Here is a 26,014-nt window from a genome sequence, read left to right on the forward strand (position 1 = left end):
CTGGAGTCTGTACATGGAAAACCTGGATGCGCTCGTCTCTCAAGCACTAGAGGCTGTGCAAAGCGCTGAAGATATCAATGCCCTGGAGCAAATCCGGGTTCACTACCTTGGCAAAAAAGGTGAATTGACTCAGGTGATGAAGACCCTGGGGAATTTGCCGGCAGAAGAGCGTCCGCAAGTCGGCGCCCTGATCAACGTTGCCAAGGAGCGTGTCACAGAGGTTCTCAATGCCCGCAAGGCACTGTTTGAAGAGGCCGACCTGGCCGCCAAACTGTCTGCCGAGTCCATTGACGTGACCCTGCCTGGCCGCGGCCAGACCTCGGGTGGTTTGCATCCGGTTACTCGCACTCTGGAACGTATCGAACAGTTCTTCACCCACATCGGCTACGGCATTGCCGAAGGCCCTGAGGTCGAAGACGATTATCACAACTTCGAAGCGCTCAACATCCCAGGCCATCACCCGGCCCGGTCGATGCATGACACCTTCTATTTCAATGCCAACATGTTGCTGCGCACCCATACCTCGCCGGTACAGGTCCGCACCATGGAATCGAAACAGCCGCCGATCCGCATCGTCTGCCCGGGCCGTGTGTACCGTAGCGACTCCGATATCACCCACTCGCCGATGTTCCATCAGGTCGAAGGCCTGCTGGTCGACCGTGATATCAACTTCGCCGACCTGAAAGGCACCATCGAAGAGTTCCTGCGCGTGTTCTTCGAAAAAGAACTGGCCGTGCGTTTCCGTCCTTCGTACTTCCCGTTCACCGAGCCATCCGCTGAAGTCGACATGGAATGCGTGATGTGCAGCGGTAAAGGCTGCCGTGTCTGCAAACAGACTGGCTGGCTGGAAGTCATGGGCTGCGGCATGGTTCACCCGAACGTGCTGCGCATGTCCGGGATCGACCCGGAAGAATTTTCGGGCTTTGCCTTCGGCATGGGCGTGGAGCGTCTGGCCATGCTGCGTTACGGCGTGAACGACTTGCGTCTGTTCTTCGACAACGACTTGCGGTTCCTCGCGCAATTTCGCTAGTCGTAACGAATTCTTAGGAGAGCAGGATGAAATTCAGTGAACAATGGCTGCGTGGCTGGGTAAGCCCGCAGGTAAGTCGCGATGAGCTGGTTGCTCGTCTGTCGATGGCCGGTCTTGAGGTCGATAGCGTTACGCCGGCCGCCGGTGAATTCAGTGGTGTGGTGGTGGGTGAGGTGCTGAGCACCGAGCAGCACCCGGACGCCGACAAGCTCCGCGTTTGCCAGGTCAGCAATGGCTCGGAGACTTTCCAGGTCGTGTGCGGTGCGCCGAACGTGCGCCCGGGCCTGAAGATCCCGTTCGCCATGATCGGTGCCGAACTGCCGGGCGACTTCAAAATCAAGAAAGCCAAGCTGCGTGGCGTTGAGTCCAACGGCATGCTGTGCTCGCAAACCGAGCTGCAAGTCGGCGAAGGCAACGATGGCCTGATGGAATTGCCGGCCGATGCGCCGGTCGGTCAAGACATCCGTGAATACCTGAGCCTGGACGACGCCAGCATCGAGGTCGACCTGACCCCGAACCGCGGCGACTGCCTGTCCCTGGCCGGTCTGGCTCGTGAAGTGGGCGCGCTGTACGCCGCCGAAGTCACCCGCCCGGTCATCGCCTCCGTTCCAGCCGTGCACGACGAAGTGCGTTCGGTTGAAGTGTTGGCGCCAGCCGCTTGCCCGCGTTACCTGGGTCGTGTGATCCGTAACGTTGACTTGTCCAAGCCTACGCCGCTGTGGATGGTCGAGCGCTTGCGTCGTGCCGACGTGCGCAGCATTGACGCTGTCGTCGACATCACCAACTACGTGATGCTGGAGCTGGGTCAACCGCTGCACGCATTCGATCTCGCCGAAATCAATGGCGGCATCCGCGTGCGCATGGCCGAAGAAGGCGAGAAGCTGGTGCTGCTCGACGGTCAGGAAGTCACCCTGCGTAGCGATACGCTGGTGATCGCCGACCACACCCGCGCCCTGGCAATCGCCGGCGTCATGGGTGGCGAGCACAGCGGCGTCAACACCGCGACCACTCGCGGCATTTTCCTGGAAAGTGCGTTCTTCGATCAGATTGCCGTTGCTGGCAAGGCTCGTTCCTACGGCCTGCACACCGACGCCTCGCACCGCTACGAGCGTGGCGTGGACTGGCAACTGGCCCGTGAAGCCATGGAGCGCGCCACTGGCCTGCTGCTGGAAATCACTGGCGGCGAAGCCGGCCCGATCATCGAAACCGTCAGCGAACAGCACCTGCCTTCGATTGCGCCGGTTACTCTGCGCGCGCAACGCATCACTCAGATGCTGGGTATGGAAATGGATTCGGCCGAAGTCGAGCGACTGCTCAGCGGCCTGGGTCTGAAGATTTCTGCCGATGGGGCAGGGCAGTGGCGCGTTGAAGTGCCAAGCCATCGTTTCGACATCAGCCTTGAAGTTGATCTGATCGAAGAGCTGGCCCGCCTGTACGGTTACAACCGTCTGCCGGTTCGCTACCCGCAAGCCCGTCTGGCGCCGCAAGCCAAGGCTGAAGCGCGTAGCGATCTGCCTGAACTGCGTCGCCTGCTGGTGGCTCGTGGTTATCAGGAAGCGATCACCTACAGTTTCATCGACCCAAAACAGTTCGAGTTGTTTAATCCGGGTGTCGAGCCGCTGCTGTTGGCCAACCCGATCTCGAACGACATGGCGGCCATGCGCTCGTCCCTGTGGCCAGGTCTGGTCAAGGCGCTTCAGCACAACCTGAATCGTCAACAGGATCGCGTCCGTCTGTTCGAAAGCGGTCTGCGTTTCGTTGGTCAACTGGATGGCTTGAAGCAAGAGCCGATGCTGGCCGGCGTTGTTTGCGGTAGCCGTCTGCCGGAAGGCTGGGCGCAAGGTCGCGATGTCGTGGATTTCTTCGACGTCAAAGCTGACGTGGAAGCGGTTCTGGGCTTCGCCGGTGCGCTGGATTCGTTCACGTTCGTGCCGGGTAAACACCCTGCGCTGCACCCGGGTCAAACCGCGCGTATTGAACGTGAAGGTCGTCTGGTAGGTTTCGTCGGCGCGATTCACCCTGAATTGTCGAAAAACCTCGGTCTCGATCGTCCGGTCTTCGTTTTCGAGCTGGTTCTGGCCGAAGTGGCGTTGGGCAAAATGCCTAAATTCCAGGAGTTATCGCGCTTTCCTGAAGTGCGTCGTGACTTGGCACTGATAGCCGAGACCGGCGTTGCAGCCAGTGCCGTGCTGGACGTAATCCGTGAAAATGCAGGCGAATGGCTCACAGACCTCAGGCTATTTGACGTGTATCAGGGTAAAGGCATTGATCCTGATAGAAAAAGCCTTGCAGTTGGCTTGACCTGGCAGCATCCATCGCGCACTCTTAATGACGATGAGGTGAATACCACGACGCAAAACATCCTCACCTCGCTCGAACAAAGGTTGAACGCCACGTTAAGGAAGTGACGTATGGGGGCTCTGACGAAAGCTGAAATGGCGGAACGTCTGTATGAAGAGCTGGGCCTGAATAAACGGGAAGCCAAGGAATTGGTCGAACTGTTTTTTGAAGAAATCAGGCACGCTCTTGAAGACAACGAACAAGTCAAATTGTCCGGTTTCGGCAATTTCGACCTTCGGGACAAACGCCAGCGGCCTGGCCGCAATCCGAAAACGGGTGAAGAAATCCCGATCACGGCTCGCCGTGTGGTCACCTTTCGTCCAGGGCAGAAGTTGAAGGCCCGAGTTGAGGCTTATGCTGGAACCAAGTCATAACGACGAGCTACCCGTCATCCCAGGCAAACGCTACTTCACCATTGGTGAAGTCAGCGAGCTGTGTGCCGTAAAACCGCACGTGCTGCGCTATTGGGAGCAGGAGTTTCCTCAACTCAACCCCGTCAAACGGCGCGGAAACCGCCGGTATTATCAGCGACAAGATGTGCTGATGATCCGGCAGATCCGCGCGCTTCTTTACGATCAAGGGTTCACCATCGGCGGCGCGCGCTTGCGTTTGTCCGGCGATGAAGCCAAAGACGACACCACGCAATACAAACAGATGATTCGGCAGATGATTGCCGAATTGGAAGATGTGCTGGTGGTGCTCAAGAAATAAATTCATGCGTTTGAATACTTCCAGTTTTCAAAAGCTTGCGATATATTCTTGAGCGTTCTTCGAGATGAAGAACGAGTTTCACGCCTAGTCGGGGCGTAGCGCAGTCCGGTAGCGCACTAGCATGGGGTGCTAGGGGTCGAGTGTTCGAATCACTCCGTCCCGACCATATTTTTCAATGACTTAGCCCAGTCCGAAAAGATTGGGCTTTTTCATATCTGCGATTTAGGGTTTCTGGTAGTTAAATGGTAGTGAATTGAGACTTGCTGGCGCATTGCGTTGCTATGTCAGGTTGGTGGTTGCAGGACAGTTATCAGTGCTAATGCAAACTGACCCATCCTGCCGGTTCAAAACGGACCCACCTGGGCGGGCCGTGACTTTTTGCGATCGGTGCATGCTGCCCGAGGAGTACGGCGCCTGCCAGGGAAGGTGTCGCATGACCTGGTTTTAATCAGGTTCGGACTTAACTGTCGAAGTGATGGGCTTCTTCTTGTTCGCGAAGGAGATTCCCAAGGCTTTGAAGCTTATACCGCCGCCGAGTGGGCTTTGTGTGGCAGCATGAGTGCTCGGGGATGGTCCTCCTGTCTTGAGGTGGGCTGAGGCGCTTTCATTGGCTTGCGCCTCCAGGTCCTCGCTAACAGGATGGTAGATCACTGGATTGGAGCTATTGCTCATGAGTGCATTGCTGGGCTCTAGCTTTGCTTCTGGAGTCTGCTGGTCCTGAGGTGCTGGGTCAGCGACTGGGTTCTCATCAATTGTCATCTGGGCCTGGGTTGGCTGCGTCGGTGTACTGTCTTCACCCTCTTCCGCTGCGCGGTATGCAGAAACGTTTTTTTGTATGATCCGTTCAAAGAGTTCTTCGGGTGAGAGTCTAGTCCGGGCTGTTATCACATCCGTGATGTCGTTCATTCGTTGCTTATATAGCTTCTTCACTTTCCTCGACTGATCCTTGGGGCTGGATTCAGCCGAAAAGCGGGCGTCTTGTAGTTGGATCTCAAATTGACACAGCGTTTTTATGCTGTTCTTCAGTAAGTCCGCTAGGATCGCGCTGGTATCTTTTTGTTTTTTAATTTCCCCTCTTGAATCCCTCAGTTGAGCTTTGAGCTCTCCGTGCCGAGCTGCATCATTGTTCGGACCACCTAAAATCAACCTGCCAAGCATGTCGGCTGCGGGGATCTGGTTCATCTTGGCGAGTCGTGTCAGTTCATTCTTTACGTCGATTCTGAGCTTGAAGGCGGAGGTCTTCCGTTTCTTGTCCTTGTCCGAGGCGTTGCATTTTACCTGTCGCCATGCGTCTCTCATCCGCCCAAGGGTCAATACGCCATTTCTAGAGTTCTCCAAGCCTTCGCCGATCTGAATGAGCTGATCGCTCGTTAAGTATGGCTGTTGCTGGTTTATTACCCCTTTCCCTTGCAGGTACTTGTGAGCCCATTTCAGCTGCTCGTGATTTCGGCTATCAAGCCATGTAAGTCCAGTTAACTTCTGGCCCATAACTCCCCCTCAATGTTCAGCGTAATTTTGTGAACGTATACCCTTTTCTTCATCACGTGACTTTATCATGTTTGTCGTCACGTGATGAAGTCACGGACTTCATCTAAAAACAGCCTGTAATTATTGCGATATAATGACCTCCTGTGCCCTGGCTTTGTGGAGGTTCTGCGTGTTTGTAGCTGCATTGTTTTGTGAGGTAAAAGGACTTGAGCCAGAGGGGAAATATTTCCTGGTGCGGTTCATTCAGAACTTTGGTATAGCGGAGCCCGTCAGCCTTGGAGTGAAGGCTTTTGCGAATCAGTTTGGGCTCTCTGATCGCCAGGTGACTAAGTCGCTGAAAGAGCTGGTTGAGTGCGGTGTAATGACCGTTTCGTCCACTCCCGAGGGCAGGGGGCAACCGAAGAGGTGCTACCGACTCCAGGAGGATTTTCACAGAGACCTTGATAAGGCAGCGCGGCTGCCAACAATGCAGCATGCGGCAACCGTCGCCAGTCTGCTGAAGCACGAAGTTAAGAGGCCTGTCCAAGCAAGCGAAAAACCTGAAAAGCAAAAGGTCGATCTGGCTCCGTTAGCTGATATACGGAGGAAAATACGGCCCGGTCAGTTGAGTGTCGTGAATCGCCTGTTGCTGACTGTGTTGTTATGCCACGCCGACCGTTTTGGCGTGGTTAGCGACCTGGGCTCTTCAGCGCTGCGCAAGGCCACGGGGCTCAGTCAGGAACGCTTGAGGTACAGAGTGCGGGGACTGATAGATCAGGGGCTGATACGGGCTTATGTGCCGGGTGCAACCGGCACACTTCTTTCTGCCAAAACGAAAAGCATCTATTTCCTCAACCTGAACCACCCTGAGCTATCAGGCGAAGGAAGTGTCACGTCAGTTCTGGTTTGCGTAACAGGGGACCCATTCCCCGACCGTGAACCAGATGTGCTGCACGCATACAGGTTTTATAGCGAAACCGTCTTCTCCAAGGGGAGTTCCAAGGTTTATGGAAGGCGACCGTGCACGCCGCTTCTTGGTGCCTTTGAAGGGCAGTTCCGATCATTTTTTCGTGTATTACAGACGATGCTGGAAAAATATGCCGCTGGTTTTCTATCCAAGCATTGGTCTGATCTAGGTGTCCAGCCGTTTAACAGGTGGATCGACGCTCAAGAGTGGCGAGTGCTCATTGGCAAGGACTTTCTGCGACAGAAACCGCTGCCAGTTGCAGATACTGAGCAGATGAAAGAAATTGATGATCAGCACGTTTTGTTGGTGGAAGAGTTATGTCACTGGGCACACGATTTGGCGATCTGGATCAAAGATCTGCTTTGCCAAGCATCCGATGTTTCATTTGGTACGATGGATTTCGCCATCATTCCTCAGCCCATGGCCCTTGGTTATTATCGATTCGCGTTGCTTGCGCTTCCCCGTGAGTTAGATGATGGCTGGAGCTGTTTAGTCATCGAACCATCAGCAGAGCAGCAGTATTTTGGACGGGAGTCTGAGATCCCCCTTGTGGATCGATACCGCTATGGGCTGTTGACCCGGCCAGGCAGCGAGGGGGCGGCCACTTAGGTATTTACTTACAGGATCTCCCAATCCTCTGAACGGAATACAGAGGAGCCTGTTCATGAGGTTAATTCGCCTGAAGGATGTCAAACACGTCACTGGGCTAGGTCGGTCCACCATCTACAAGTACATCGAAGACGGAGTCTTCCCTAAGTCAGTGTCGCTGGGTGAAAGAGCGGTGGCCTGGGTTGAAAGTGAGGTCATGACCTGGGTCATGGCCAGGATCGAGGCTCGTGATCGACATGAGTCCCTCTCTACGGTGTCGCAGCTGAAGGCTGCATGATCCCCGTCGATGTGTTGAGCTGGCGCCCAGTCATTCGGTCGGCGTTCGTGCTGATCGGATGATTCCCAAAAGTGGTTTAGTTCCAGAGTATCTGAATCAGTGAAATCGTCCCATTCTTCCCGTGTTCCCTGGCATAGCCGCTCCCCACGCCCTTGCAGGCGTGGGGAGCTGGATCTCGGTATTAGTATTATTTATAGAGTTATATTTATAGAGTCATTCATAGAGTCGATATCCATAGCCAATATCTATACGAGATATCCATTGCTCATAGCGTCAGCCATCACAGTCAATTGCATCTGCCAAGCTTCAGAATTCAGAAACCTATCAGGCTTACCCCATGAAGGGTAAGCGCATTAGCTCAGTCATCCATCCCCGCGATGTCACTAGCAACAGGATCAGCGCCAAGCGCTGAGACGAGGTCAGTCCCCCAGTTGATCGTAAGTAAATACCCAGTCCGCTGAGTTTATGAATTCACTCAGCGGAACACCTTCCATGGCTCGTCAATCCAAGCGTCACGCCGGCAACAGCAATCTTCACCTGCATTACGATGACACCTTTTGCGGTCTACCCGTGATGGCGTCCCACGCCCCCTTCATCGCCGAATACCTGCAAAGTCTTCTTGAAACGACTCAGTCGGCACTGAGTGCCCACCGTCGGGTGTTTGCGGTACGTTTCGATCTGCGCTTCCCAGATGATTATTTGCCACCTACATCAAGCAACGCTGTGATCTCCAGGTTTGTCGCTTCGTTGTCCACAAAGATTGAAATTGCACGTGAGCGTGCCAAGCGTCTGAATGGCTCTGCCCATCAGACAAGCGTTCGCTGGTGCTGGGTTAGAGAGGTAGGGCGAGAGGGGCGCCCGCACTTTCACTTTGTCCTGCTGCTCAACAGGGATGCGTTCCACACGGTGGGATGCTTTCAATCTGAAAGAGAGAATCTCTACAGCCGCATTCAGTCCGCATGGGCCAGCGCGCTGAAAATATGCGTCGACGATACTGAGGGCTTGGTGCATATCCCGGCAAACGCCACATTCAACCTCTCTCAGGACGATCCAGCGCAGATGGATCGGTACTTCCACCGAGTGAGCTACCTCGCCAAGGCCGCGACCAAGGAGTTCGGCAGTCGATGCCGGGCGTTTGGTTGCAGCAGGCGCTGAGTGATGGCGTCACCGCCACAGCCTGAACTCCTTTTCCCGCAGCGACGTCATCTTTGATTCCAATCCAGATCGGCTTGTCATCGGGCGAGGATTCCCCCTGACTACCGAACGCCAACCTCACGCCTCCAGCCTCGCCCTGTGCTTGCATACGACTGCACGTTCCGTGTGGGGGCTGGCCATGCGTGAGCAATGGCGTTGTATAGCTAGGGACATGCTCTTGGGCATGAGCTATTTCGCTAATTCCATTCTCAGTCCATCAATTATTTAGCAGGAGCACTCAAGAGTTTTCCCATCAGTGATTCACGCATCGATCTATCCTGTTCTGGTACTTCAATCTTAATCAACCTGTGCTCGAGGCTGTCACTGGCACGGACGAGCCTGCCTGCCATGTCACCTTGAATGCTGTGGGGGATGAGCAGATCACGTCGAAATCGCTGACCAAGCTATTCCGCTGTGTGCCACAGATATGTGGGACATACGCGGAACGATGCGACGATGAGATTCAAGAGGTGTTCTGGATGGCGTACCGAGAGATAGGGTTTGAGCTCAGTCCGGTGGGGCAGGTCTGCCTGAATGAGATGAGACCGGCTGTTTGAGCAGTGTTCAATCGATGAACGCACTGGTAGAAACAATCCGCCTACAGTTCAGCTCTCGGGAGATGGACGCAATCGCATATTAAGGCGAGATGATTGACAGTCGGACTCAATGTCGGTCTATGCGCCAATAGATCTGCCCCCGGGAAACCTCGAAGATTGGAGAGATCAACAAGGCAAGCATGGCTTTCCAACTAATCCATGTCTACGGCGCAATCAAACAGGTTTACGATTTGCACGCCGCAAGTTTCGCAGAGCAATGGCTGGTGAGGCGGATAGGGTTTCCCGTCCAAAGTTTGGAAGTTTTCATGACTGATTGGGTTGCCACCATAGGAGGGCTCGAACAGTAGAGCTTTACCATGGCAATGCTGATCACCAGCAGAGTGCATCACGGTGATGCTAAAAGGTTTTGGAATAACCCAGGCCTTTCCGAGCTGTGGATGAAGTTGGAGTTGGTAATAACCGAAAGCTTCAAGAGCCTCACCCTCTAGCGCTGAAGGATGGGCTTCGGGTGGCGCTCCTGGGGACCTGTAACACGGTTGTCCGTGCAGAATAGTGATGCTCGTACCGTCAAACGGTCCCCCCACACATAGGTAAAACGTAACGTCATCCATTTGAATTTCCTGTACATGCCCGGAAGTGAGATTGTGACCGCCAGTTGCCAGTTGCCAGTTGCCAGTTGCCAGTTGCCAGTTGCCAGTTGCCAGTTGCCAGTTGCCGGGTGCAATGAGGGGCAAGGTAATCAGGTCACACGCCGTGACCTGGAACCAGAACGCCAAAAGACGCTCACCCTCGCTATATCGAGGCGTCGCTCCCTATTTCCAACCCATCAGAGAGATTTCGGAACGCTAATCTGCCTTCTGAGTAAGGCAACTTAATTAGTCACCTTCAGAGATTCGTCGATTCCTTGACCCTCAGAATCCAATGAGCAGGGAGTGCTCCAAGCGTCTGAATGGCTCTGCACATCAGACAGCGGTGAGCTGGTGCTAGGTCAGGGAGGTGGGGCAAGAACCAAATCAGCTGATCAGGTGGGAGCTGCTTAGCTCCCCGTTACTCAATCTGTTCTCCAGCAGGCACGATCATGCTTCTTCCTTACATCAACCCACGACTTCCGTTATCTGAATCACATGCTGCAATCGTCATCAGTCGCCTAGTCCAGGAGGGTGGTCGACCGGATTTCAACCTTCGAGCCCCGCAAATCCAGGTAGAAACGGCGGAGGCACTGCAGCACGCCCTGGTCAGCGAGCAGCAAGTCCACTGTCAGTACTAACCGTGCCTCATTTATTTAGCGCTACTGTTGCAACAGCTTGGCCTTGAAGATCTCCAGCCCCGACGCAGGCCGGACATCCAGATCAACGTGCTGGCATGAAGGGCAGGCTGAAAACCAGTCTTTGCCCTCACGCAGCGCATCGCTGGGCGGCACCGTCGTTTTATGCCAGTGGCATTGAGGGCAGGTGAATGTGAAGGGATGCGGTGGCCAAGGCATAGAGATAACCTGCTAGTCGTAGAAAAAATGGAGTAACCGACACCGCGCCGAGTCAGGCCGAATCACTGGTGCGCTTGTCCAGTTCCTGCTTCATCTCGTGGTATTCGCGGAAGAACTCGTAGCCCTTTTTTACGACGATGATGACGCCAATGACTGCGAACAGATTTTTCATGCGACGGCCCCTTGTGGTTGGCTGATTCCAAATGAGGCGAGCATGAGGGAGCAGCGCGACAAGACGCGTCGTGACTGGATGATCCGTCGGCGTGTTATTGACTGCTGCGCCCAGCGCGCACTACCCCTGCAAGAGCCCGTTCACCAATCGATAGGCCTCAGGCAACGGCAACTTCCCGCCTTCCACTGCCTCAATCAGCCGCAGGGCCTTATCGGCACTGATGACATCTTTCTCGATCACCTCGCGAAGTGACGAGATAAAGCCGGACTTGTCCAACAGCGTGACAGCACCCATGCGTTCCTTGGTCTCCATCTCCGCCAACCGCTCCTGATAGACCATCAACAACTCCTGCTTGCGCCCCTCTGCCATCGCACCGCCGCGAATCCAGCGCGAGACGCCGTAGGCCAGAACGCCACCGGCTGCCGCAGCGCCTAGTGCCCAGCCAAGTGGCGTCGCCGCCACGGCAGTAACACCGACCCAACCGGCGGCCGTCGTGAGGACTGGAATACTGGTCGCACCGGCGATACCTGCCACAGTACCGGCTGCGGCGGCGCCGAGGCCGATACCAAGCGTGCTGATGCCCACTTCCCCCAGGATGCCTACACGGTCCTGGGGTGTGCGTTCTAGCTCGTCGATAACCTTGAGGAGCTGCTTTTTGCTGACCTTTGGCTGCCGACTCATGAGGCCTTCACCGAAGTCAGTTCAGCCATGACGGCCTGGAGCGTTTCAATGAATAGATCGAAGTACGTCCGGGCGATTTCCATCAAATTCTGCGGAAGTGCCAGCAAGCTCACACCGTCCCCGCTCTCGGTTGGTTGCTTATCGCTTTGATGACCGGAAACCGCGATCGTCAGGCCCAGCAACGCACCCAGGGGCGCCAATATCGAACCGAGCAACGGTATCGCAGCAACCAGCGAAGCAATGGCCGCGCCCATTAGGGTGCCAATGGCCAGACCCTTGTGCGCCGTGATGAATTCGCGCAACTTCATCACGATCAGCTTGCCGATGGAGACAACCTTGTTACTGATACGTTGGGTCACGTTCACCAGCTCTTTGAGCCGTACGGCGATTTCCGGCGACAAACCGCATTCGCGCAACCAGATATAAAGATCGCTGCTGGCCATGGAATCACTTTCGGCTTGCATCAGTGCAAGCTCGAACTCGGCTTGAGCCTTTGAAATGAGTGCTGTCATCGCATGTCCTTTTTGAGCGTTCTGTCTAAGTTCCGGTTTAAGGCACAGGGCGCCGATCAAGACCGGTTTTACATCCCGGGTGACCGCCCATCCTGCAACACGAGAGGATATGTGGCCCTACAGATACGCACTGTATCGGCGCCAATCACGGGGACCTTGAATCAAGGCCCCGGACCTCACGCCTAGGGCAACAAAGCCTGCAGCATCTCAACCTTGCGCTGCAACTGCTCCACATGAGCCTTCTCTGCTCGCAGCGCCGATTTCAACTCGTGATTCTCCTCGGCATGCCAGCTCAGCCGCGTCTGCCGCTCTTTCTTCGTCGCATGCCAATGCTCAAGCAATCTCCAGGCTTTATTAGTCTGCAGAAACTGCACCAAAAGCATCAGTAGGATCATCAACAGCATCAGCATCGCTACCAACGCTATCCAATCCAAACCATCCATAAACATGTCCCTCATGTCGTCAACTCCAAAGTCACGATATGTAGTGTTAAACGACACGTCCAGAATGTAGACTTATACAGGTAAAGTATTCATTCACAAGGAGGCGATATGAAACGCGAGCAGTCCATCGAACAGGTCCGCTGGGATCTGGCACTTCGCTATCGTTTGATTGAGACCGTTTCCTGGTGGGAGGGCCGGTTGACCACGGGACACTTGATGCAGAGCTTCGGTATCAGCCGTCAGCAGGCGTCTAAGGACATCAATACCTACATCACCGAGCATGCGCCCAAAAAGCTTACATGTGATCGACAGATCAAGGGTTATGTGGAAGGCAAACAGTTCAAGCCCCTGTTCATCGACGACAGTTTCAGCGCCTAGAACGGCACCGCTAGAGCTCGATATGCAGTGTCTGGGCGGCATCTCTAAAATGCCGACTCGTCGCGATCAGGCGCGACTTGCATTTTCTAATGCATGGAAGATTAGGTAATCAAAATGAGTACCACCATGTTTGTAAAATACAAATATGGACATGCGCCTAAGGCGTACAATAATATCCGTTAAATAGTCAGATCACGTGCCGCTAATTCATATGACGCCCATAAACGCTCTTGCAGAACTCGCTCAGCCACAGCGTGACCGCCTAGCCTTTATCGAGCTGCGTGTGCGTTTCGTCGGGGAGATTCGGAGACAGGATCTGGTGGAGCGCTTTGCCATCCAGTCCGCTGCGGCGACCCGGGATCTTGCGCTGTATAGGGAGCTAGCCTCCGGTAATATCGACTATGACTCCAAGGCCAAGACCTATGTCCTTGGTGCTGACTTCCGTTCGCTGTTCGATTACCCGGCCGAAAGAGTTATGTCGTGGCTGACTCAGGCCTTCGGTGATGGCGAGCCGCTTAAGTTAAAAGCTTGGGTGCCTAGTGAAACTCCTTCTAGGCTGACGAACCCTGACTTGGACGTACTGGCGAGTGTGACGCGTGCCATCCATCAGTGCTGCCCCTTGGCCGTTGAGTACCACTCGATTTCCAGTGGCAAATCGAAACGCGAGATCGTGCCTTTTGCTTTGATCGATACGGGCTTGCGCTGGCATGTTCGCGCGTTCGATCGGAAGTCAAAGGAATTCCGCGACTTCGTCATTACTCGGATAAAGCGCCCCGTGGTGCTTAATGGCCAGTCCGTGGCTCCTCACGAGATGAGCGATCAAGACATTCAGTGGACTCGAATCGTCGAGTTAGAGTTGGTGCCGCATCCGAGCCAGCCGCGTCCAGAAATAACCGAAATGGATTATGGGATGGATGGAGGGGCACTGCACATGAAGCTGCGAGCCGCCACTGCCGGATACATCCTAAGGCAATGGAGCGTGGACTGCTCGCCAGGCCATAGTCTGCGTGGACATGAGTACCGACTTTGGCTGAAGGACCAGTTGGCGCTGTACGGTGTCAAAAATGCTGTTTTGGCTCCAGGCTACAAAGAACCCCGCCTGGACGAGGCGAAGACAAATTATTAACTGTGCTGCCAAACTGCTCGGCTGCCCAGCTGGAAAAAACGATTTAGGACTTTTGATGAATACCATCGCAAAAACAATCGCAGAGCTCCGGATACTGGTTGGTTACCTGGGGGAAAAGGGCCAGGCTAATTGGTGGGGCAGCGAGTTCTTTGGCGCTACAGCGGCTGCTTTTTTGGCTCCAATATTCAACCGATCTCTGTTTCTTGCCCAATACCAGGGGGCAACTGCGGCGGCAGCTAAAGTTCACGACGAGGTCATTGGTGTTGGCCGTATCTATCACCTATTTCGTTTGCCGATCGGGCTCGAGCAATCATCTGCTGATGCGCTCAATGACACCGCTTTCGTGCAAATCTTGCAAGGCAGATTGGCAAGTCGTGAGCTGGCGATGGTGCGCCTGGCTGAGTTGGCGGATAAACCAGAGTCCGCATCGCCAGGCCCTGTTTCGCTGGGCCAGATGAGTCAAGATATACAAGCCGAGCTACAACGTGCTGCGGGCTTTTATTGTGCAGCCCTGACCTCCGGAATTCAGACGTTCCCCTTCGTTCGGGAGGTTGAGTGAGTCAACAGCGCTACTACACCACTCAGCTACAAGCCGGACTGGGGCTCCTAGAAGAAACAAGGCAACTGCTCCAGGTTTATCAACCTGGCATGAGTGCGTCGCAGCTTTATGAAGCCGCGCTGGCATCGGGTCGTTTCCCATTGGTAACGGCAAGGCGCCTACGCAATATTGTTGTCGAGTGCTTTGCCCCACGCTACATGCGCGACCCATACGTTGCCGCGCGCCTCAAGTCCCTGGTTGATCATTTCACGACCGCCGAGCTCAATCAGCTGCTTTTCATCTATACCGCGCGAGCCAATCTTGTATTGGCAGACTTCGTTCGAGAGGTTTATTGGGCGCGCTATTCAGCAGGGCGAAATGATCTCCAGCTGGAAGACGCACGCACCTTTGTTACCAACAGCGTGCGCGAAGGAAAAACGCAAAAGCCATGGTCTGAGACCACGATCAAGCGCATCTCATCGTATTTGATGGGCTGCTGCGCCGACTATGGATTGCTGACAACCACAGGCCGCAACCAGCGCTCGATTGCTGCTTATCGCATCTTGCCAAAGGTCGCCGCCTACTTGGCCTACGACTTGAAGTTCAGTGGTCTTGGTGACAACCAAATTGTTTCAAGCTCCGACTGGGATCTCTTTGGACTGGAACGAACTGACGTCCGAGACCAACTGAAACGTTTGTCATTACAAGGCCTGCTCATATTTCAGGCCGCTTCCGATGTCGTGCATATCGGGTGGACCTATAAAAGCATGGAGGAACTGATCGATGTCATCGCTCAAAGCTGATTTCAATGAGTTGATGGAGCGAATTAAGCAGGGGCGCGAGTTTGGCCATGCCAGCTTCGAGCCCATTTTCTATTTGGTTTTTCCGCCGAATCAGATCCTCAATGTGAAGCGCGAAACACCAGCGTGGATGCACCGACTGCGCAACGAAGGCTGGGAAGTCGAAACCTTTTCGATCGCCGAGCATGTTGCAGACATTATCGAGAAGGCACCGCTTCGCAAGATCTGGCTCGCTGCCGATCAGAAAGCGCCCTTGGCATGGGACAAGACCAATGCGTCGCTCGCCAATGCCATCAGTAATGGCGCGTTGCAGGCACGCATCGAAGCCAAGCTGGCCGAACTTGAAGGCAAGCCTAAGGCCATTTTGCTGGTCACCGATCTTGAGGCGTTGCATCCCTACACACGCATCGGTGTCATCGAAGGCAAACTGCAAGGCAAATTCCATGTGCCCACGGTGTTCTTCTACCCTGGCGTGCGCACCGGCAAGACACGACTCAAATTCCTGGGGTTCTACCCCGACGATGGCAACTACCGCTCTGTCCACGTCGGCGGCTAATCATTGAGGTAAAACATGACGATCAAAAAACTCTTCGACCCCAGCAAGAGCATCAATCGCAGCATTGAAAAGGTCATCACCTATGGCGTGTCACAAGAGGCGCGCCTGAAATCGGAAATCTCGGAATACGTGGTTACCGACAGCATCGACCAGCAGTTTGAGAATCTCCTGCTCAAGATGGAAGCCGCCATGGACATTGGTGGCGAAAACGAAGTCGGCGTCTGGGTGTCGGGCTTCTATGGTTCGGGTAAGAGCTCGTTCACCAAGTATCTGGGCTTGGCATTTGACGATCGCATCACCATTGATGGCGTTCCATTCATCCAGCACCTCCAAGATCGCCTCAAACGTCAGCAAACCAAGTCCTTGCTTTCGAACGTAGCCAAGCGCTTTCCTGCCGCAGTGCTGATGTTGGACTTGGCCAGCGAACAGGTCGCAGGTGCGACCATGGAAGAGGTGTCGACGGTCCTGTTCTACAAGGTCCTGCAGTGGGCAGGTTATTCGCGCAATCTCAAAGTTGCAGCGCTGGAACGCAGGCTCAAGAAGGAAGGTCGTTACAACGAATTCCTGGATGCATTCAAAGAAGCTGCGGGCGGTGAAGACTGGAACAATTACCGTAACGACGAGTTGGTGGTCGACAGCCTCATTCCTGAGATTGCGCACAAGCTTTATCCCACACTTTTCAAGACGCCCAGTTCGTTCACGACCGAATCAAGTGAAATCGTCGTTTTCGAAAACGACCGTGTGCGTGAAATGCTGGAGATTGCCCGCGAGGCATCGGGCAAGGAATACATCATCTTCATCATCGATGAAGTCGGTCAGTACGTTGGCCCACGGCCCAATCTGATCCTGAACCTCGATGGATTGGCGAAGAACCTGAAAAACATCGGCGACGGCAAGGTTTGGATCGTCGGAACGGCACAGCAAACGCTCACGGCGGACGACGCGAAGGCAGCCCTCAACTCGCCAGAACTGTTCAAGCTTAATGACCGCTTCCCGATTCAAATCGCCCTTGAATCCAACGACATCAAGGAAATTTGCTACACACGTCTGTTGGGCAAGTCGTTACCAGCGGAAGCCGAATTAGGCGGATTGTTTGATCAATATGGCCAGCAGCTGCGCCAGAACACCAAGCTTGTCGATGCGCGCGTCTATGGCGTCGATTTCGATCGTAAGACCTTTGTCGATCTCTACCCGTTCCTTCCCGCGCATTTCGATATCCTGCTGCATTTGCTAGGCGCACTGGCCAAGTCCACGGGTGGCATCGGCCTGCGCTCGGCGATCAAGGTGGTGCAAGACATTCTGATTGACGGCTCTGAAGGCAAACCTGCCGTTGCAGAACAAGCCGTTGGCTGGCTCGCCACCACCGTCACGCTGTTTGATGCTCTGGATAAAGACATCAAGCGCGCCTTCGCCTCTTTGCACGCATCGGTCGAGAAAGCCACCAAGATCCGCTTCTCGCATTCCGAGTTGCATCAAAACATCGCCAAGACGGTCGCCGTTCTGCAAATCCTTGGCAACCTGCCGATCACCCGTCAAAACGTCACGAGCCTGATGCACGCCAGCATCGCCGGGGCGTCTCAAGCAGACGCTGTGGCCAAGGCGGTCGAAGACCTGATCAACGACTCCATCGTTCCATTTGGCGAACAAGACGGCAACCTTTGCTTCTTCAGTGAAAAGCTGAACGACATTGAACAGGAACGCAGCCAAGTTGCACTGCGCGGCGTTGAGCTGCGTCGCATCGTTAACGAAGCGTTGACCAGTGTCTATGCGCCGTTGCCCTCCACCCAATTGCACGGCTCCTATACCGTATCCACCGGACTTAAGGCGCAATCGGCAGGCAATGTGCCCGCATCGTTGGCGGGTGAGCGTAACCAGATCCAAACCATTGTGGAACTGGTCGACCCCAAAGAAATCGACAGCGCACGCACTCGAGTCACTGACGAGTCGCGTCACACCTCATCCAAGTTCAACATCTACCTGGTGGGCCGCACGACGCCGGAAATGGACGAACTGACGGCTGACATCCACCGTTGCCGTGAGATCGCCAACCGCTACCGCAGCGATCCAGATCAGGAAATTCGCGAATATTGCAACGGCCAGGCCGACCGGGCTGAACACCTCAGCACCAAACTGCGGGCACAGATTCAGCGCAGCCTGTTGCAAGGCTCGTTCATCTTCCGTGGCCAGGTTGTCGCAGTAGATACGCTGGCGGTGGAGCTGCTGGATGCTGCTCGCAAACACCTGAGCGAAGTGGCCGAGCAAGTGTTCGATCGTTACGCAGAGGCGCCGGTGCGCGCCGTGACAGAACTCGCCGAGAAATTTCTCCGGGTAGGCAATTTGTCGGGTATCACAAGTGCTCTTGATCCGCTGAATCTTGTGCAGACCCAAAGTAGAGGGCACAGCATTCGTATCGACCACTTGGCCATGGTGAGCATCCGTGACTACATTGATCGCAACGGCACAGTTGACGGCAAGCGTCTGACGGATGTCTTTGCTGATGCGCCCTTTGGTTGGTCGGCAGACACCCTGCGCTACTTGGTAGCGGCCATGTTGCTGGCCGGTGAGATCAAGCTCAAGGTGGCGGGGCGCGAAGTCACCGTCAATGGCCAGCAGGCCATCGACGCCATCAAAACCAACAACACGTTCAAAAGCATCGGAATTTCGCTTCGCGGCGGCGACCGTCCGTCCAACGACGTACTGGCACGCGCTGCAACCCGGTTGACCGAACTGACTGGCGACACCGTCGTGCCGCTAGAAGACGACATCAGCAAAGTCACCACCAAGCTCTTTCCGCAACTGCAGCACCAATACGGCCCTCTCACAGAAAAGCTTCGCGGCCTGAACCTGCCGGGCGTAGACCGCCTGCAAAACCTCACCCACGAGATCAACGACGTGCTGCTCACCGATGCTTCGGATGCGCCGCGTCGCTTGGGCAACGAGCAATCAGAGCTCTTCGAAAGTCTCAAATGGGCTGCCGAAGTCAAACTAAAGTTGGAGCAAGGCCTGGAGCAAACGCTGCGCGATCTGCGCCAGCACTGCACGGCCATTGCCAACCTGCCGAATGTGGCCTTGCTGGCCACGCTGAAAGAAGAATTGGCTGAGGCCCTTAGCCTTATTGAGGAGCGCCTGCAGCAGGCCGACTTCTATCGTTTTGCGGCGGATTTCAGCACCAGTCTCACCACCATTCGCGCTCGCATTCGCGATACGGTCATTGCGATGCAAGGCCTGCTCAAAACGCGCATCAAAGAAGCTGAGGTTGATCTTAAACGGGTTCCTGAATGGATCAGGCTAACGCAGCAAGAGCAAACCGAACTACTTGGTAATCTCGAGCGCCTGATTGTGGATGTGGCCCCCGACCTGGCGGGCCTCACCACCATGCTCAACAAGGACTACGAGCTGCAATCCTACGTACAGCAGCTCAAAAATCGTATTGAGCGTCTGGGGCAGGAGCGAATTAAGGAGCAGCTCGAAGCTGAAGCACCACTCGTTGATGAGGTGCAGGAGTCCAAGCCCACGGTGGCTCGCAGCATCAAAGCGCGCACCAAGATCACCACAATGGATGACCTTGATGCGCTGATCATGCAACTACAGCAGTTACGTGGCGAGCTGAAATATGCTCACGCTTTTGCCGTCAACCTCGAACTGCAGGACGACCTATGAGTTTTGAAAGAAATGGGGCTTTCGATCAATCCACGCGGGGCCGCTTGCAAAAGCTGGTTAACAGTTGCCGAAGCCTGCTGTCAGACGAATTCAGCATCCAGCTTCAACAAACCTACGGCCTAGACCCCAAAACGGGTGAAGTCACGCCCATGGCACGACTCACCCATTTGGATGACCGGCAACGCCACACGGCCGAAGTGCTACGCCAAACCTTAGCCCACTATCTGGGCGCAGATGCCGACGACACCGATCACCGCATTGCTGTGATCGACCGTATGGTGCGTGAACAAGCTTTTACGGTACTCAACCGCTTGGCAGCGCTGCTGATGATGGAAGCGCGCGGTCAGTTGATTGAGTCGGTCAGCAAAGGCTATCAATCGCGTGGCTATCAGCTCTACAGCAAGATCGCCGGTACGGCGCTGGGTGAAACTGGTCAGGCCTACCAAATTTACCTCTTCAGTATGTTCGATGAGCTGACGCAAGAGTTGCCCATGCTGTTCGATCGCTACGCGGCCAACGGCTTGCTGTTTCCACGCGAAACCGCGCTGCGCGCGTTGTTAGAGGAGTTGAACCACTTCGAAATCGAACCGCTTTGGGCAGAAGACGAAACTGTCGGTTGGATATACCAGTATTTCAACTCCAAAGAAGAGCGCAAAAAGCTTCGCGACGCTCGAGCTCCCCGTAATAGTCGAGAGTTAGCAGTACGGAATCAGTTCTTCACGCCGCGTTACGTCGTGGAGCTACTAGTCGACAACACGCTCGGACGCTTTTGGTATAACAGTACAGGTGGCAAAACAGAATTAACAAATCGTTGCACATATCTAGCGATTCAACCTCACGCGAAGCCGATAGCTAAAGATAGCGTACGAGATCCGCGTACGATAAAGTTGCTGGATCCAGCTTGTGGGTCCATGCATTTTGGCCTATATGCTTTTGACCTATTCCTTGAGATTTATCGTGAATCTTGGGATTGGGAACTGCAGTATGGCCCTGGGTCGCTCGACGTTTCAACGTCGTCAAGTTTAGCATTGAAACCTTTGACTCACGAATACTTAGATCAAAGTGCATTTCTTTTAGATGTGCCTCGTCTAATCATTAAATATAACATTTTTGGCGTTGATATAGATCCTCGCGCGGCACAAATTGCGTCATTAGCATTGTGGCTTCGAGCTCAGCGTGCATGGCATGAGGGCAAGATTAAAGCTAAAGACCGCCCCCTAATTGATAAAGGAAACGTAATTTCAGCTATTGCTCCTCCTGCTGAGCGAAAATTGCTGACTAACTTTCAAGCTTCATTAGATGGTCTCGATAGTCAGCTGTTTGAACGAGTACTGCAGTTACTTAAAGGCCTTCCAGAATTAGGTGTATTGCTTAAAACTGAGCGTGAATTGCCGCATTTGATCCGACAAGTATTCGTCGGCGGAAGGATGGTCGACTTATTTGCAGCGGAAGAGAAAGATACATGGGAAAAAGCAGAAACGCGCCTTCGTAAATCGCTGAATGAGTTTGCACAAGTTGCAGGTTCAACCTATCAAGGGCATTTATATGTGCAGGATGCATTGGAGGTTTTACGATTAATCGATTTAACTAGTAATAAGTTCGACGTGATTGTTATGAACCCGCCATTCGGTGAGGCTGCTCAAGGTACAAAGGCGTACATTGATAGCACTTATTCCGCGTCCAAAGGGAATTTGTTGACGAATTTTATCGAGAGGGCTGCTGATTTATTAAGGAAAGGTGGTCAATTAGGCGCAATCGTTAGTCGCTCAGGATTTTATCTAAAGAGTTTCTCTAATTTTAGACGGGACGTTTTAGCAACAAAATACTGCCTCGAAACTTTTTCCGATTTTGGTCAGGGAGTTTTGGATGCTTTAGTCGAAACCGCTGCTGTGACCTGGTCTAATTCACCTGACCCTACAAAGGAAGCGGTATTTTTTAGGCATTTGATGTCGCAGAATAAATCTGCTGACCTATTTAATTCAATACAGAATTTTAGAGCCGGGCGCAACGATTCATCCACATTCATTGTCGCTCCTGAAAAATTCTCACTTCTTGACGATTTGCCTTATGTGTATTGGCTTCCAAAAGAAGTAATAGAAAATTTTTCGCGCCTGCCGCGTGTTGATCCAAAAGGATGCGATATTCGAGTCGGTTTGCAGACTAATGACGACTTCCGCTTTCTGCGGCTGTGGTTCGAAGTTATGTCTGATCAGATAGTTTCCATTGAGCCGAATAATAAAGAGAATTCTGTACAGCAGAACTGTATTCGACAAACTGCGAATGGTCGTCATTGGGCGTGGTATTCCAAGACTGACAAGTCGTCGGCATTCCAAGCCTCAATTCATATGCTAGTAAATTGGCGACACAACGGTTCAGAAGTGAAGGCCTTTATTGAGGGTAAGGGCCACGTCGCATCGAAGCACGTCATGAGCGAGGACCGATATTTTCAGCCGGGGTTTAGTTACATGCTTCGCGCGACGAGGTTAGTACCCTATGTAGTACCCATTGGGGTAATTCCGACTGCTGGTCGGTCCCAAGTTTATCCAAAGCCAGAGCTTGTTGATTGGATGCTTATTTTAATGGGTTCCAATATTGCCACATGTGTCGCTCGCTTTAGGGGTGAAAAATTTAGCCATCCAAAATTTCAAAATTCAATGGTCGGTGCGGTGCCATATTTGGAATTTGATCAAGATATATTAAAGGCGGGTCTAAGCGCCATTGAGAAAGAAAGAACACGAGTATCGTCAAAACTCTCTACCGATGATACTGAAATTCTGTTTTTTTCGCCTAGCAAAATCGATGTGCTAAAAGCAGAAGCTGACTCCGGAAGGCGCTCACTTCTAGGCGATGAGTTAGAACGACAGATTGCCGCTGCCTATGGCCTTAACATTGGCGACTTTGAGATGTTGCAGAGAGACCTCTTAGAAGCTCTTAATGCAAAAGATGAGCTGGATTTTGATGACATTGAATCGAGTGAAGAGGTCAGCGCAAATTTAGATGATGAGCCTACAACTCGGCTCTACAGTATTTTGTCTTATGCAGTGGGTTGTGCTTTTGGTCGATGGGATATAAGAAATGTCATAGATAATAAACAATCTGATGTGTCTGAGAACCCATTCGCTCCGCTACCAGCGATCCCTCCAGGGATGTTGCCACCGTCTGAAAGATTAGAAATCATTAAAAATAACTTTGACACATATCCGATTACGTTTGGCCCTTACGGGATTCTGGTGGAGGACACTGCAAATCCACAAGATATCACTAGTCTCGTCAGTAAGGTTTTGAGATTAATCCAGCCGCAAGAAGCTACAGATTTTGAAAGCTCTTTGTTTCAAGAGTTGGGCGCAAAAACATTGCGAGATTACTTAAGCCGGCCCGCACAGTTTTTTGCCAATCATTTAAAAAGCTATACGAAAAGCCGTCGGAAAGCGCCTATCTATTGGCCACTATCAACTGCGTCATGTACCTACACGATCTGGATCTATTACCCGAGTCTGAACAATCAAACATTATTTACGGCTGTTAACGATTTTATCGATGGTCCAAATGGGAAACTCACGCAAGTCAGCCGTGAGTGTGCCGAAATGCGCGTAAAAGGTAGTGGCCGGACGCACGATGAAGAAAAGCAATATGAGGTTCTGCAAACCTTTGAACAGGAGCTCATTGATTTTCGAGAAAACTTACTCAAAATTGCCCCTGTCTACCAGCCAAACCACGACGACGGCGTGCAAATTACTGCTGCCCCATTGTGGCCCCTGTTCCGCCACAAGCCGTGGCAAAAGGTATTGAAAGACACCTGGTCCAAGCTGGGAAAAGGAGACTACGACTGGGCACACCTGGCCATGGCATATTGGCCAGAACGCGTGCGTGAGAAGTGCAAGACCGACAAATCCCTCGCCATCGCGCATGGGCTTGAAGATCTGTACGTGGAGCCAGAGGTCGCTCCCAGGAAAACGCGCGGAAAAAAGAAAGCGGGAGCTGACGAATGAGCATTGCTGATTTCATCCAGAACAAGATTCTTCGTCCCCGTTTGCAAAAGGCGGGCAGTCTCGTGGTGTATGACCCTGCCGGGCATTACCAAGATGTCTGCAAAGGTTTGGCTGACGACAAGCTGCTGGTTGTGGATGCTTCAAAGAGCAGCATTGAGAGTCGGGTAGCTGCAATGCAGGGCTTGCGTGATGTGATTGATCGGCAGCTCGCTGGAATTCTGGTCTATGTGCCTGCAAAAGCGCCCGAGAGCGATGAAGAAAGGCAGGCTGATCCCTTCGCTCCCATTGCCGCAGCAGGGGCGATGTTCCCCGAAGGGGATGGTGATAGCTTTGAGAGCCTATGCCTGAAGGCGAAACCAGATCACACCACGGCCATTCGGGCCATCTTTGAGCAGGATGCTTCGCCTAGTTTTGCGGTGGTGGATGCTGTTGGCGGCGGCTTGGGCTGGCCCAACTTACGTGCGCTACTGGCAGTCGAGTCCGCCCGAGACATTCTGTTCACGCTGCTTGTGCCAAACGATGCGCAACAAGCGGCATTGAAAGGCAGTGATAGCTGGGTGACAGAGGCGCGTGATTTGCTTCGCAACAGCATGGGCCTGTCATTGAAAACCAGGGGCAAGACATGGGACTCGGTTGCCAGCGAACTATGGCGTTTTGTTTTGTTCAGCGAGTTTGTATTTGATCTGCCTGGTGCATTGCCTGCCAGTTTGAACGATGTACCGCGAGCCGAAACGCAGGCGAAGCCGTTGATTGAATACCTGTGCGATCTGCTGCGCAATGATCGCCGCACGCAGAGTGTCTATATCGACCGCGCAGAAGAAATTGAGCGGGATCTCAACCTGGTCAGCCAATTTGGTAGCTGGTCTGATTTGGGCGACCGGGACACCTTCCCGTTTGAGGAGCGCACGTTTTTGAGTCGGGCGATCGAAGGCATCCTACGTGATGACATCGACCGGGTGAGGAGCATCTCGGAGCGCCATCAGCAATCGGTGTGGACGGGCAAAGGCGAGAGCCGTGCCCAGTGGGATTTGATTCGATCGGCTACTGAGTTGCTTCAAACCTGCGACGACATGGAGCGGCAGCTTTCGGACAACGCACGCAATCTTGATGTGCTGTTGACCTTTTACGTGAGCAGTTTGCGTGAAGCTGATCGCTTGCATCGCGAGTTCGAACAGGCAGTTAGCGATTACGACTGGCAAGACGCGCAAGGTGTCATGACGCCAGTCAAGCAGCAGGTTCGTAAGCAGTACGGCAAACTGGTCGAGAAGGTGCAGTTGATCTTCACTCGTCATGTGCAGCAAAGTGGCTGGCCGTTGGCTGGGCAGCTATCGAATACTGATGTGTTTGACCGCATTGTTGCGCCCAAGCTGCAAAAAAACGGCCACAAGGTGGCGTACTTCATGATTGATGCGCTTCGCTACGAATTGGGCGTAGCGCTGGAACGGCAGTTGACGGAAGACGGACAAGTTGAAGTGCAGGCTGCCATGGCGCAGCTTCCAAGCATCACGCCAGTAGGCATGGCCAGCTTGTTGCCCGGGGCTGGCCAGCAGCTTCGGATCAAGAATGACGAACAGAGCCTGGTGCCAATGCTGGGTGACCAGGTGGTAAATACCGTTGCGCAGCGCATGGATGTGTTTCGGAAGAAATACGGCCAGCGCTTTGAAGAGGGGCGGCTGGAAGACTTTGTGCGCGGACGTTTCGATTTCTCGCCTGAAACCGATTTGTTGGTGTTGCGCGCTGTAGAGATAGATAGCCACTTTGAGAACCATCCTGACACCGCTCCTGCAGAGATTACCAATGCACTCAAACGCATTCGGGTCGCAATTCATAAGCTGAAAGAGCGTGGCTTTCATGAGGTGGTGATCGCGACCGATCATGGCTTCTTCATGAACACCCACGCTGGTGCGGGCGATGTCTGCAGCAAGCCCGCTGGCAACTGGATTGGCATTCATGACCGGTGCGCGCTGGGTGATGGTGCTGGCGACAGTAATCACCTGGTGGTCTCCGCCGAGAAAATGGGCATTCGCGGTGACTTTGCCAAGTTCGCTGCGCCACATTCGCTGGCAGCCTATCGCAGTGGTTTGCTCTATTATCACGGTGGCATTTCTTTGCAGGAATGCGTGGTGCCGGTGATAACGATGCAGTTGAAAACATCCAATCAACCGACACTGCATAAAGCATCTGTGGCGATGAGCTACAAGAACGGTGCCAAGGCCATCACCACACGTATGCCAGTGATTGACCTTGCAGTTGAAACGGCAGACATGTTCTCGACTGAAAACGAGTTCGAGATTTTGCTGGAGGCACACGACAGCAAGGGCGAAGTGGTGGGTGAAGCGAAGGCCGGGGGGGCAGTGAATCCGGCAACAGGAACATTGTCGTTGAAGCCAGGTGACAAGGTTCAAGTCACGATCAAGATGCAAATGGATTTCGAGGGGAAATTCAAGATCAAAGCTTTGCATCCAACGACTTATACGGTGTACTGCCAACTTGACCTGGCAACCGACTATGCGGTGTAAAAACG

The 26,014-nt window shown here is 53.6% G+C and carries 19 protein-coding genes, 1 tRNA gene and 1 pseudogene; 16 read left to right on the forward strand and 5 right to left on the reverse strand.

The annotated features are described in order from the left end of the window. Positions 1-13: 13 nt before the first annotated feature. The 5 genes from pheS (at position 14) to ACA073_RS09910 (ending at position 4,247) form a co-directional block, all read left to right on the forward strand. Positions 14-1,030, forward strand: a complete 1,017-nt coding sequence (gene pheS, locus ACA073_RS09890; protein WP_007905876.1) for a phenylalanine--tRNA ligase subunit alpha — start codon at positions 14-16, stop codon at positions 1,028-1,030. A 26-nt stretch (positions 1,031-1,056) separates the two neighbouring features. After that, on the forward strand, positions 1,057-3,438 hold the full coding sequence (pheT, locus tag ACA073_RS09895; protein WP_497403092.1) for a phenylalanine--tRNA ligase subunit beta: 2,382 nt from the start codon (positions 1,057-1,059) through the stop codon (positions 3,436-3,438). Between the two features lie 3 nt (positions 3,439-3,441). Beyond that, positions 3,442-3,744 (forward strand): integration host factor subunit alpha, encoded by a 303-nt coding sequence (gene ihfA / locus ACA073_RS09900; protein ID WP_002553164.1) that lies wholly within the window; start codon positions 3,442-3,444, stop codon positions 3,742-3,744. Then, entirely contained in the window at positions 3,725-4,081 is a 357-nt protein-coding gene (locus ACA073_RS09905) for a MerR family transcriptional regulator (RefSeq protein ID WP_003179985.1), read from the forward strand. Before ihfA ends, ACA073_RS09905 begins: the two co-directional genes overlap by 20 nt. Positions 4,082-4,170: 89 nt before the next feature. Continuing rightward, positions 4,171-4,247 (forward strand) — tRNA-Pro (locus ACA073_RS09910). 278 nt (positions 4,248-4,525) lie between these two features. Here the strand turns inward: ACA073_RS09910 and ACA073_RS09915 are convergent. Beyond that, positions 4,526-5,569, reverse strand: coding sequence for a hypothetical protein (locus tag ACA073_RS09915; protein WP_497403093.1), 1,044 nt, complete (start codon positions 5,567-5,569; stop codon positions 4,526-4,528). A gap of 169 nt (positions 5,570-5,738) precedes the next feature. Between ACA073_RS09915 and ACA073_RS09920 the strand changes: the two genes are divergently transcribed. The 3 genes from ACA073_RS09920 (at position 5,739) to ACA073_RS09930 (ending at position 8,556) form a co-directional block, all read left to right on the forward strand. Then, positions 5,739-7,124, forward strand: coding sequence for a hypothetical protein (locus ACA073_RS09920; protein WP_497403094.1), 1,386 nt, complete (start codon positions 5,739-5,741; stop codon positions 7,122-7,124). 55 nt (positions 7,125-7,179) lie between these two features. Next, complete coding sequence (locus tag ACA073_RS09925) at positions 7,180-7,401, forward strand: AlpA family transcriptional regulator (RefSeq protein WP_497403095.1); 222 nt, start codon at positions 7,180-7,182, stop codon at positions 7,399-7,401. A 492-nt stretch (positions 7,402-7,893) separates the two neighbouring features. Next, a complete protein-coding gene (locus ACA073_RS09930; RefSeq protein ID WP_497403096.1) occupies positions 7,894-8,556 on the forward strand; it encodes an inovirus Gp2 family protein in 663 nt (220 codons plus the stop codon). Positions 8,557-9,343: 787 nt separating this feature from the next. On the opposite strand, the gene ACA073_RS09935 is transcribed toward ACA073_RS09930, so the two are convergent. The 4 genes from ACA073_RS09935 to ACA073_RS09950 form a co-directional block, all read right to left on the reverse strand. Beyond that, positions 9,344-9,928, reverse strand: a complete 585-nt coding sequence (locus ACA073_RS09935) for a hypothetical protein (RefSeq protein WP_497403097.1) — start codon at positions 9,926-9,928, stop codon at positions 9,344-9,346. Positions 9,929-10,927: 999 nt separating this feature from the next. Continuing rightward, positions 10,928-11,488: a hypothetical protein gene (locus ACA073_RS09940; protein ID WP_497403098.1), complete on the reverse strand. Its 561-nt coding sequence runs from the start codon at positions 11,486-11,488 to the stop codon at positions 10,928-10,930. After that, on the reverse strand, positions 11,485-12,060 hold the full coding sequence (locus tag ACA073_RS09945) for a hypothetical protein (RefSeq protein ID WP_497403099.1): 576 nt from the start codon (positions 12,058-12,060) through the stop codon (positions 11,485-11,487). The genes ACA073_RS09940 and ACA073_RS09945 overlap by 4 nt, the downstream gene beginning before the upstream one ends. A 122-nt stretch (positions 12,061-12,182) precedes the next feature. Then, entirely contained in the window at positions 12,183-12,458 is a 276-nt protein-coding gene (locus ACA073_RS09950) for a hypothetical protein (protein WP_497403100.1), read from the reverse strand. A 93-nt stretch (positions 12,459-12,551) separates the two neighbouring features. On the opposite strand from ACA073_RS09950, the pseudogene ACA073_RS09955 reads away from it, so the two are divergent. The 8 genes and pseudogenes from ACA073_RS09955 to ACA073_RS09990 form a co-directional block, all read left to right on the forward strand. Beyond that, positions 12,552-12,818: pseudogene (locus ACA073_RS09955) on the forward strand (BrxR family helix-turn-helix transcriptional regulator); the annotation flags it as partial. 214 nt (positions 12,819-13,032) lie between these two features. Continuing rightward, positions 13,033-13,947, forward strand: a complete 915-nt coding sequence (locus ACA073_RS09960) for a WYL domain-containing transcriptional regulator (protein WP_497403101.1) — start codon at positions 13,033-13,035, stop codon at positions 13,945-13,947. Between the two features lie 55 nt (positions 13,948-14,002). Next, the gene (locus ACA073_RS09965) at positions 14,003-14,506 is read left to right on the forward strand and encodes a BrxE family protein (RefSeq protein WP_497403102.1); all 504 of its coding nucleotides are present in this window, start codon (positions 14,003-14,005) and stop codon (positions 14,504-14,506) included. Further along, on the forward strand, positions 14,503-15,288 hold the full coding sequence (locus ACA073_RS09970; RefSeq protein ID WP_017337796.1) for a DUF1819 family protein: 786 nt from the start codon (positions 14,503-14,505) through the stop codon (positions 15,286-15,288). Before ACA073_RS09965 ends, ACA073_RS09970 begins: the two co-directional genes overlap by 4 nt. Next, the gene (locus ACA073_RS09975) at positions 15,269-15,841 is read left to right on the forward strand and encodes a BREX protein BrxB domain-containing protein (RefSeq protein ID WP_013692224.1); all 573 of its coding nucleotides are present in this window, start codon (positions 15,269-15,271) and stop codon (positions 15,839-15,841) included. Before ACA073_RS09970 ends, ACA073_RS09975 begins: the two co-directional genes overlap by 20 nt. 15 nt (positions 15,842-15,856) lie before the next feature. Further along, positions 15,857-19,501 (forward strand): BREX system P-loop protein BrxC, encoded by a 3,645-nt coding sequence (gene brxC, locus ACA073_RS09980; RefSeq protein ID WP_497403103.1) that lies wholly within the window; start codon positions 15,857-15,859, stop codon positions 19,499-19,501. Then, entirely contained in the window at positions 19,498-23,490 is a 3,993-nt protein-coding gene (gene pglX, locus ACA073_RS09985; RefSeq protein ID WP_497403104.1) for a BREX-1 system adenine-specific DNA-methyltransferase PglX, read from the forward strand. Before brxC ends, pglX begins: the two co-directional genes overlap by 4 nt. Beyond that, positions 23,487-26,009 carry a PglZ domain-containing protein gene (locus ACA073_RS09990; protein WP_497403105.1) on the forward strand — a complete coding sequence of 841 codons (2,523 nt, stop codon included), beginning with the start codon at positions 23,487-23,489 and terminating at the stop codon, positions 26,007-26,009. Before pglX ends, ACA073_RS09990 begins: the two co-directional genes overlap by 4 nt. Positions 26,010-26,014: the final 5 nt, after the last annotated feature.

It is taken from the genome of Pseudomonas sp. LBUM1670 (assembly GCF_059695695.1).

Coding starts and splice junctions, on each gene's coding strand:
- pheS (WP_007905876.1), top strand. CDS start 14: ATGGAAAACCTGGATGCGCTCGTCTCTCAAGCACTAGAGGCTGTGCAA.
- pheT (WP_497403092.1), top strand. CDS start 1,057: ATGAAATTCAGTGAACAATGGCTGCGTGGCTGGGTAAGCCCGCAGGTA.
- ihfA (WP_002553164.1), top strand. CDS start 3,442: ATGGGGGCTCTGACGAAAGCTGAAATGGCGGAACGTCTGTATGAAGAG.
- ACA073_RS09905 (WP_003179985.1), top strand. CDS start 3,725: ATGCTGGAACCAAGTCATAACGACGAGCTACCCGTCATCCCAGGCAAA.
- ACA073_RS09915 (WP_497403093.1), bottom strand. CDS start 5,569: ATGGGCCAGAAGTTAACTGGACTTACATGGCTTGATAGCCGAAATCAC.
- ACA073_RS09925 (WP_497403095.1), top strand. CDS start 7,180: ATGAGGTTAATTCGCCTGAAGGATGTCAAACACGTCACTGGGCTAGGT.
- ACA073_RS09930 (WP_497403096.1), top strand. CDS start 7,894: ATGGCTCGTCAATCCAAGCGTCACGCCGGCAACAGCAATCTTCACCTG.
- ACA073_RS09940 (WP_497403098.1), bottom strand. CDS start 11,488: ATGAGTCGGCAGCCAAAGGTCAGCAAAAAGCAGCTCCTCAAGGTTATC.
- ACA073_RS09950 (WP_497403100.1), bottom strand. CDS start 12,458: ATGAGGGACATGTTTATGGATGGTTTGGATTGGATAGCGTTGGTAGCG.
- ACA073_RS09960 (WP_497403101.1), top strand. CDS start 13,033: ATGACGCCCATAAACGCTCTTGCAGAACTCGCTCAGCCACAGCGTGAC.
- ACA073_RS09965 (WP_497403102.1), top strand. CDS start 14,003: ATGAATACCATCGCAAAAACAATCGCAGAGCTCCGGATACTGGTTGGT.
- ACA073_RS09975 (WP_013692224.1), top strand. CDS start 15,269: ATGTCATCGCTCAAAGCTGATTTCAATGAGTTGATGGAGCGAATTAAG.
- brxC (WP_497403103.1), top strand. CDS start 15,857: ATGACGATCAAAAAACTCTTCGACCCCAGCAAGAGCATCAATCGCAGC.
- pglX (WP_497403104.1), top strand. CDS start 19,498: ATGAGTTTTGAAAGAAATGGGGCTTTCGATCAATCCACGCGGGGCCGC.
- ACA073_RS09990 (WP_497403105.1), top strand. CDS start 23,487: ATGAGCATTGCTGATTTCATCCAGAACAAGATTCTTCGTCCCCGTTTG.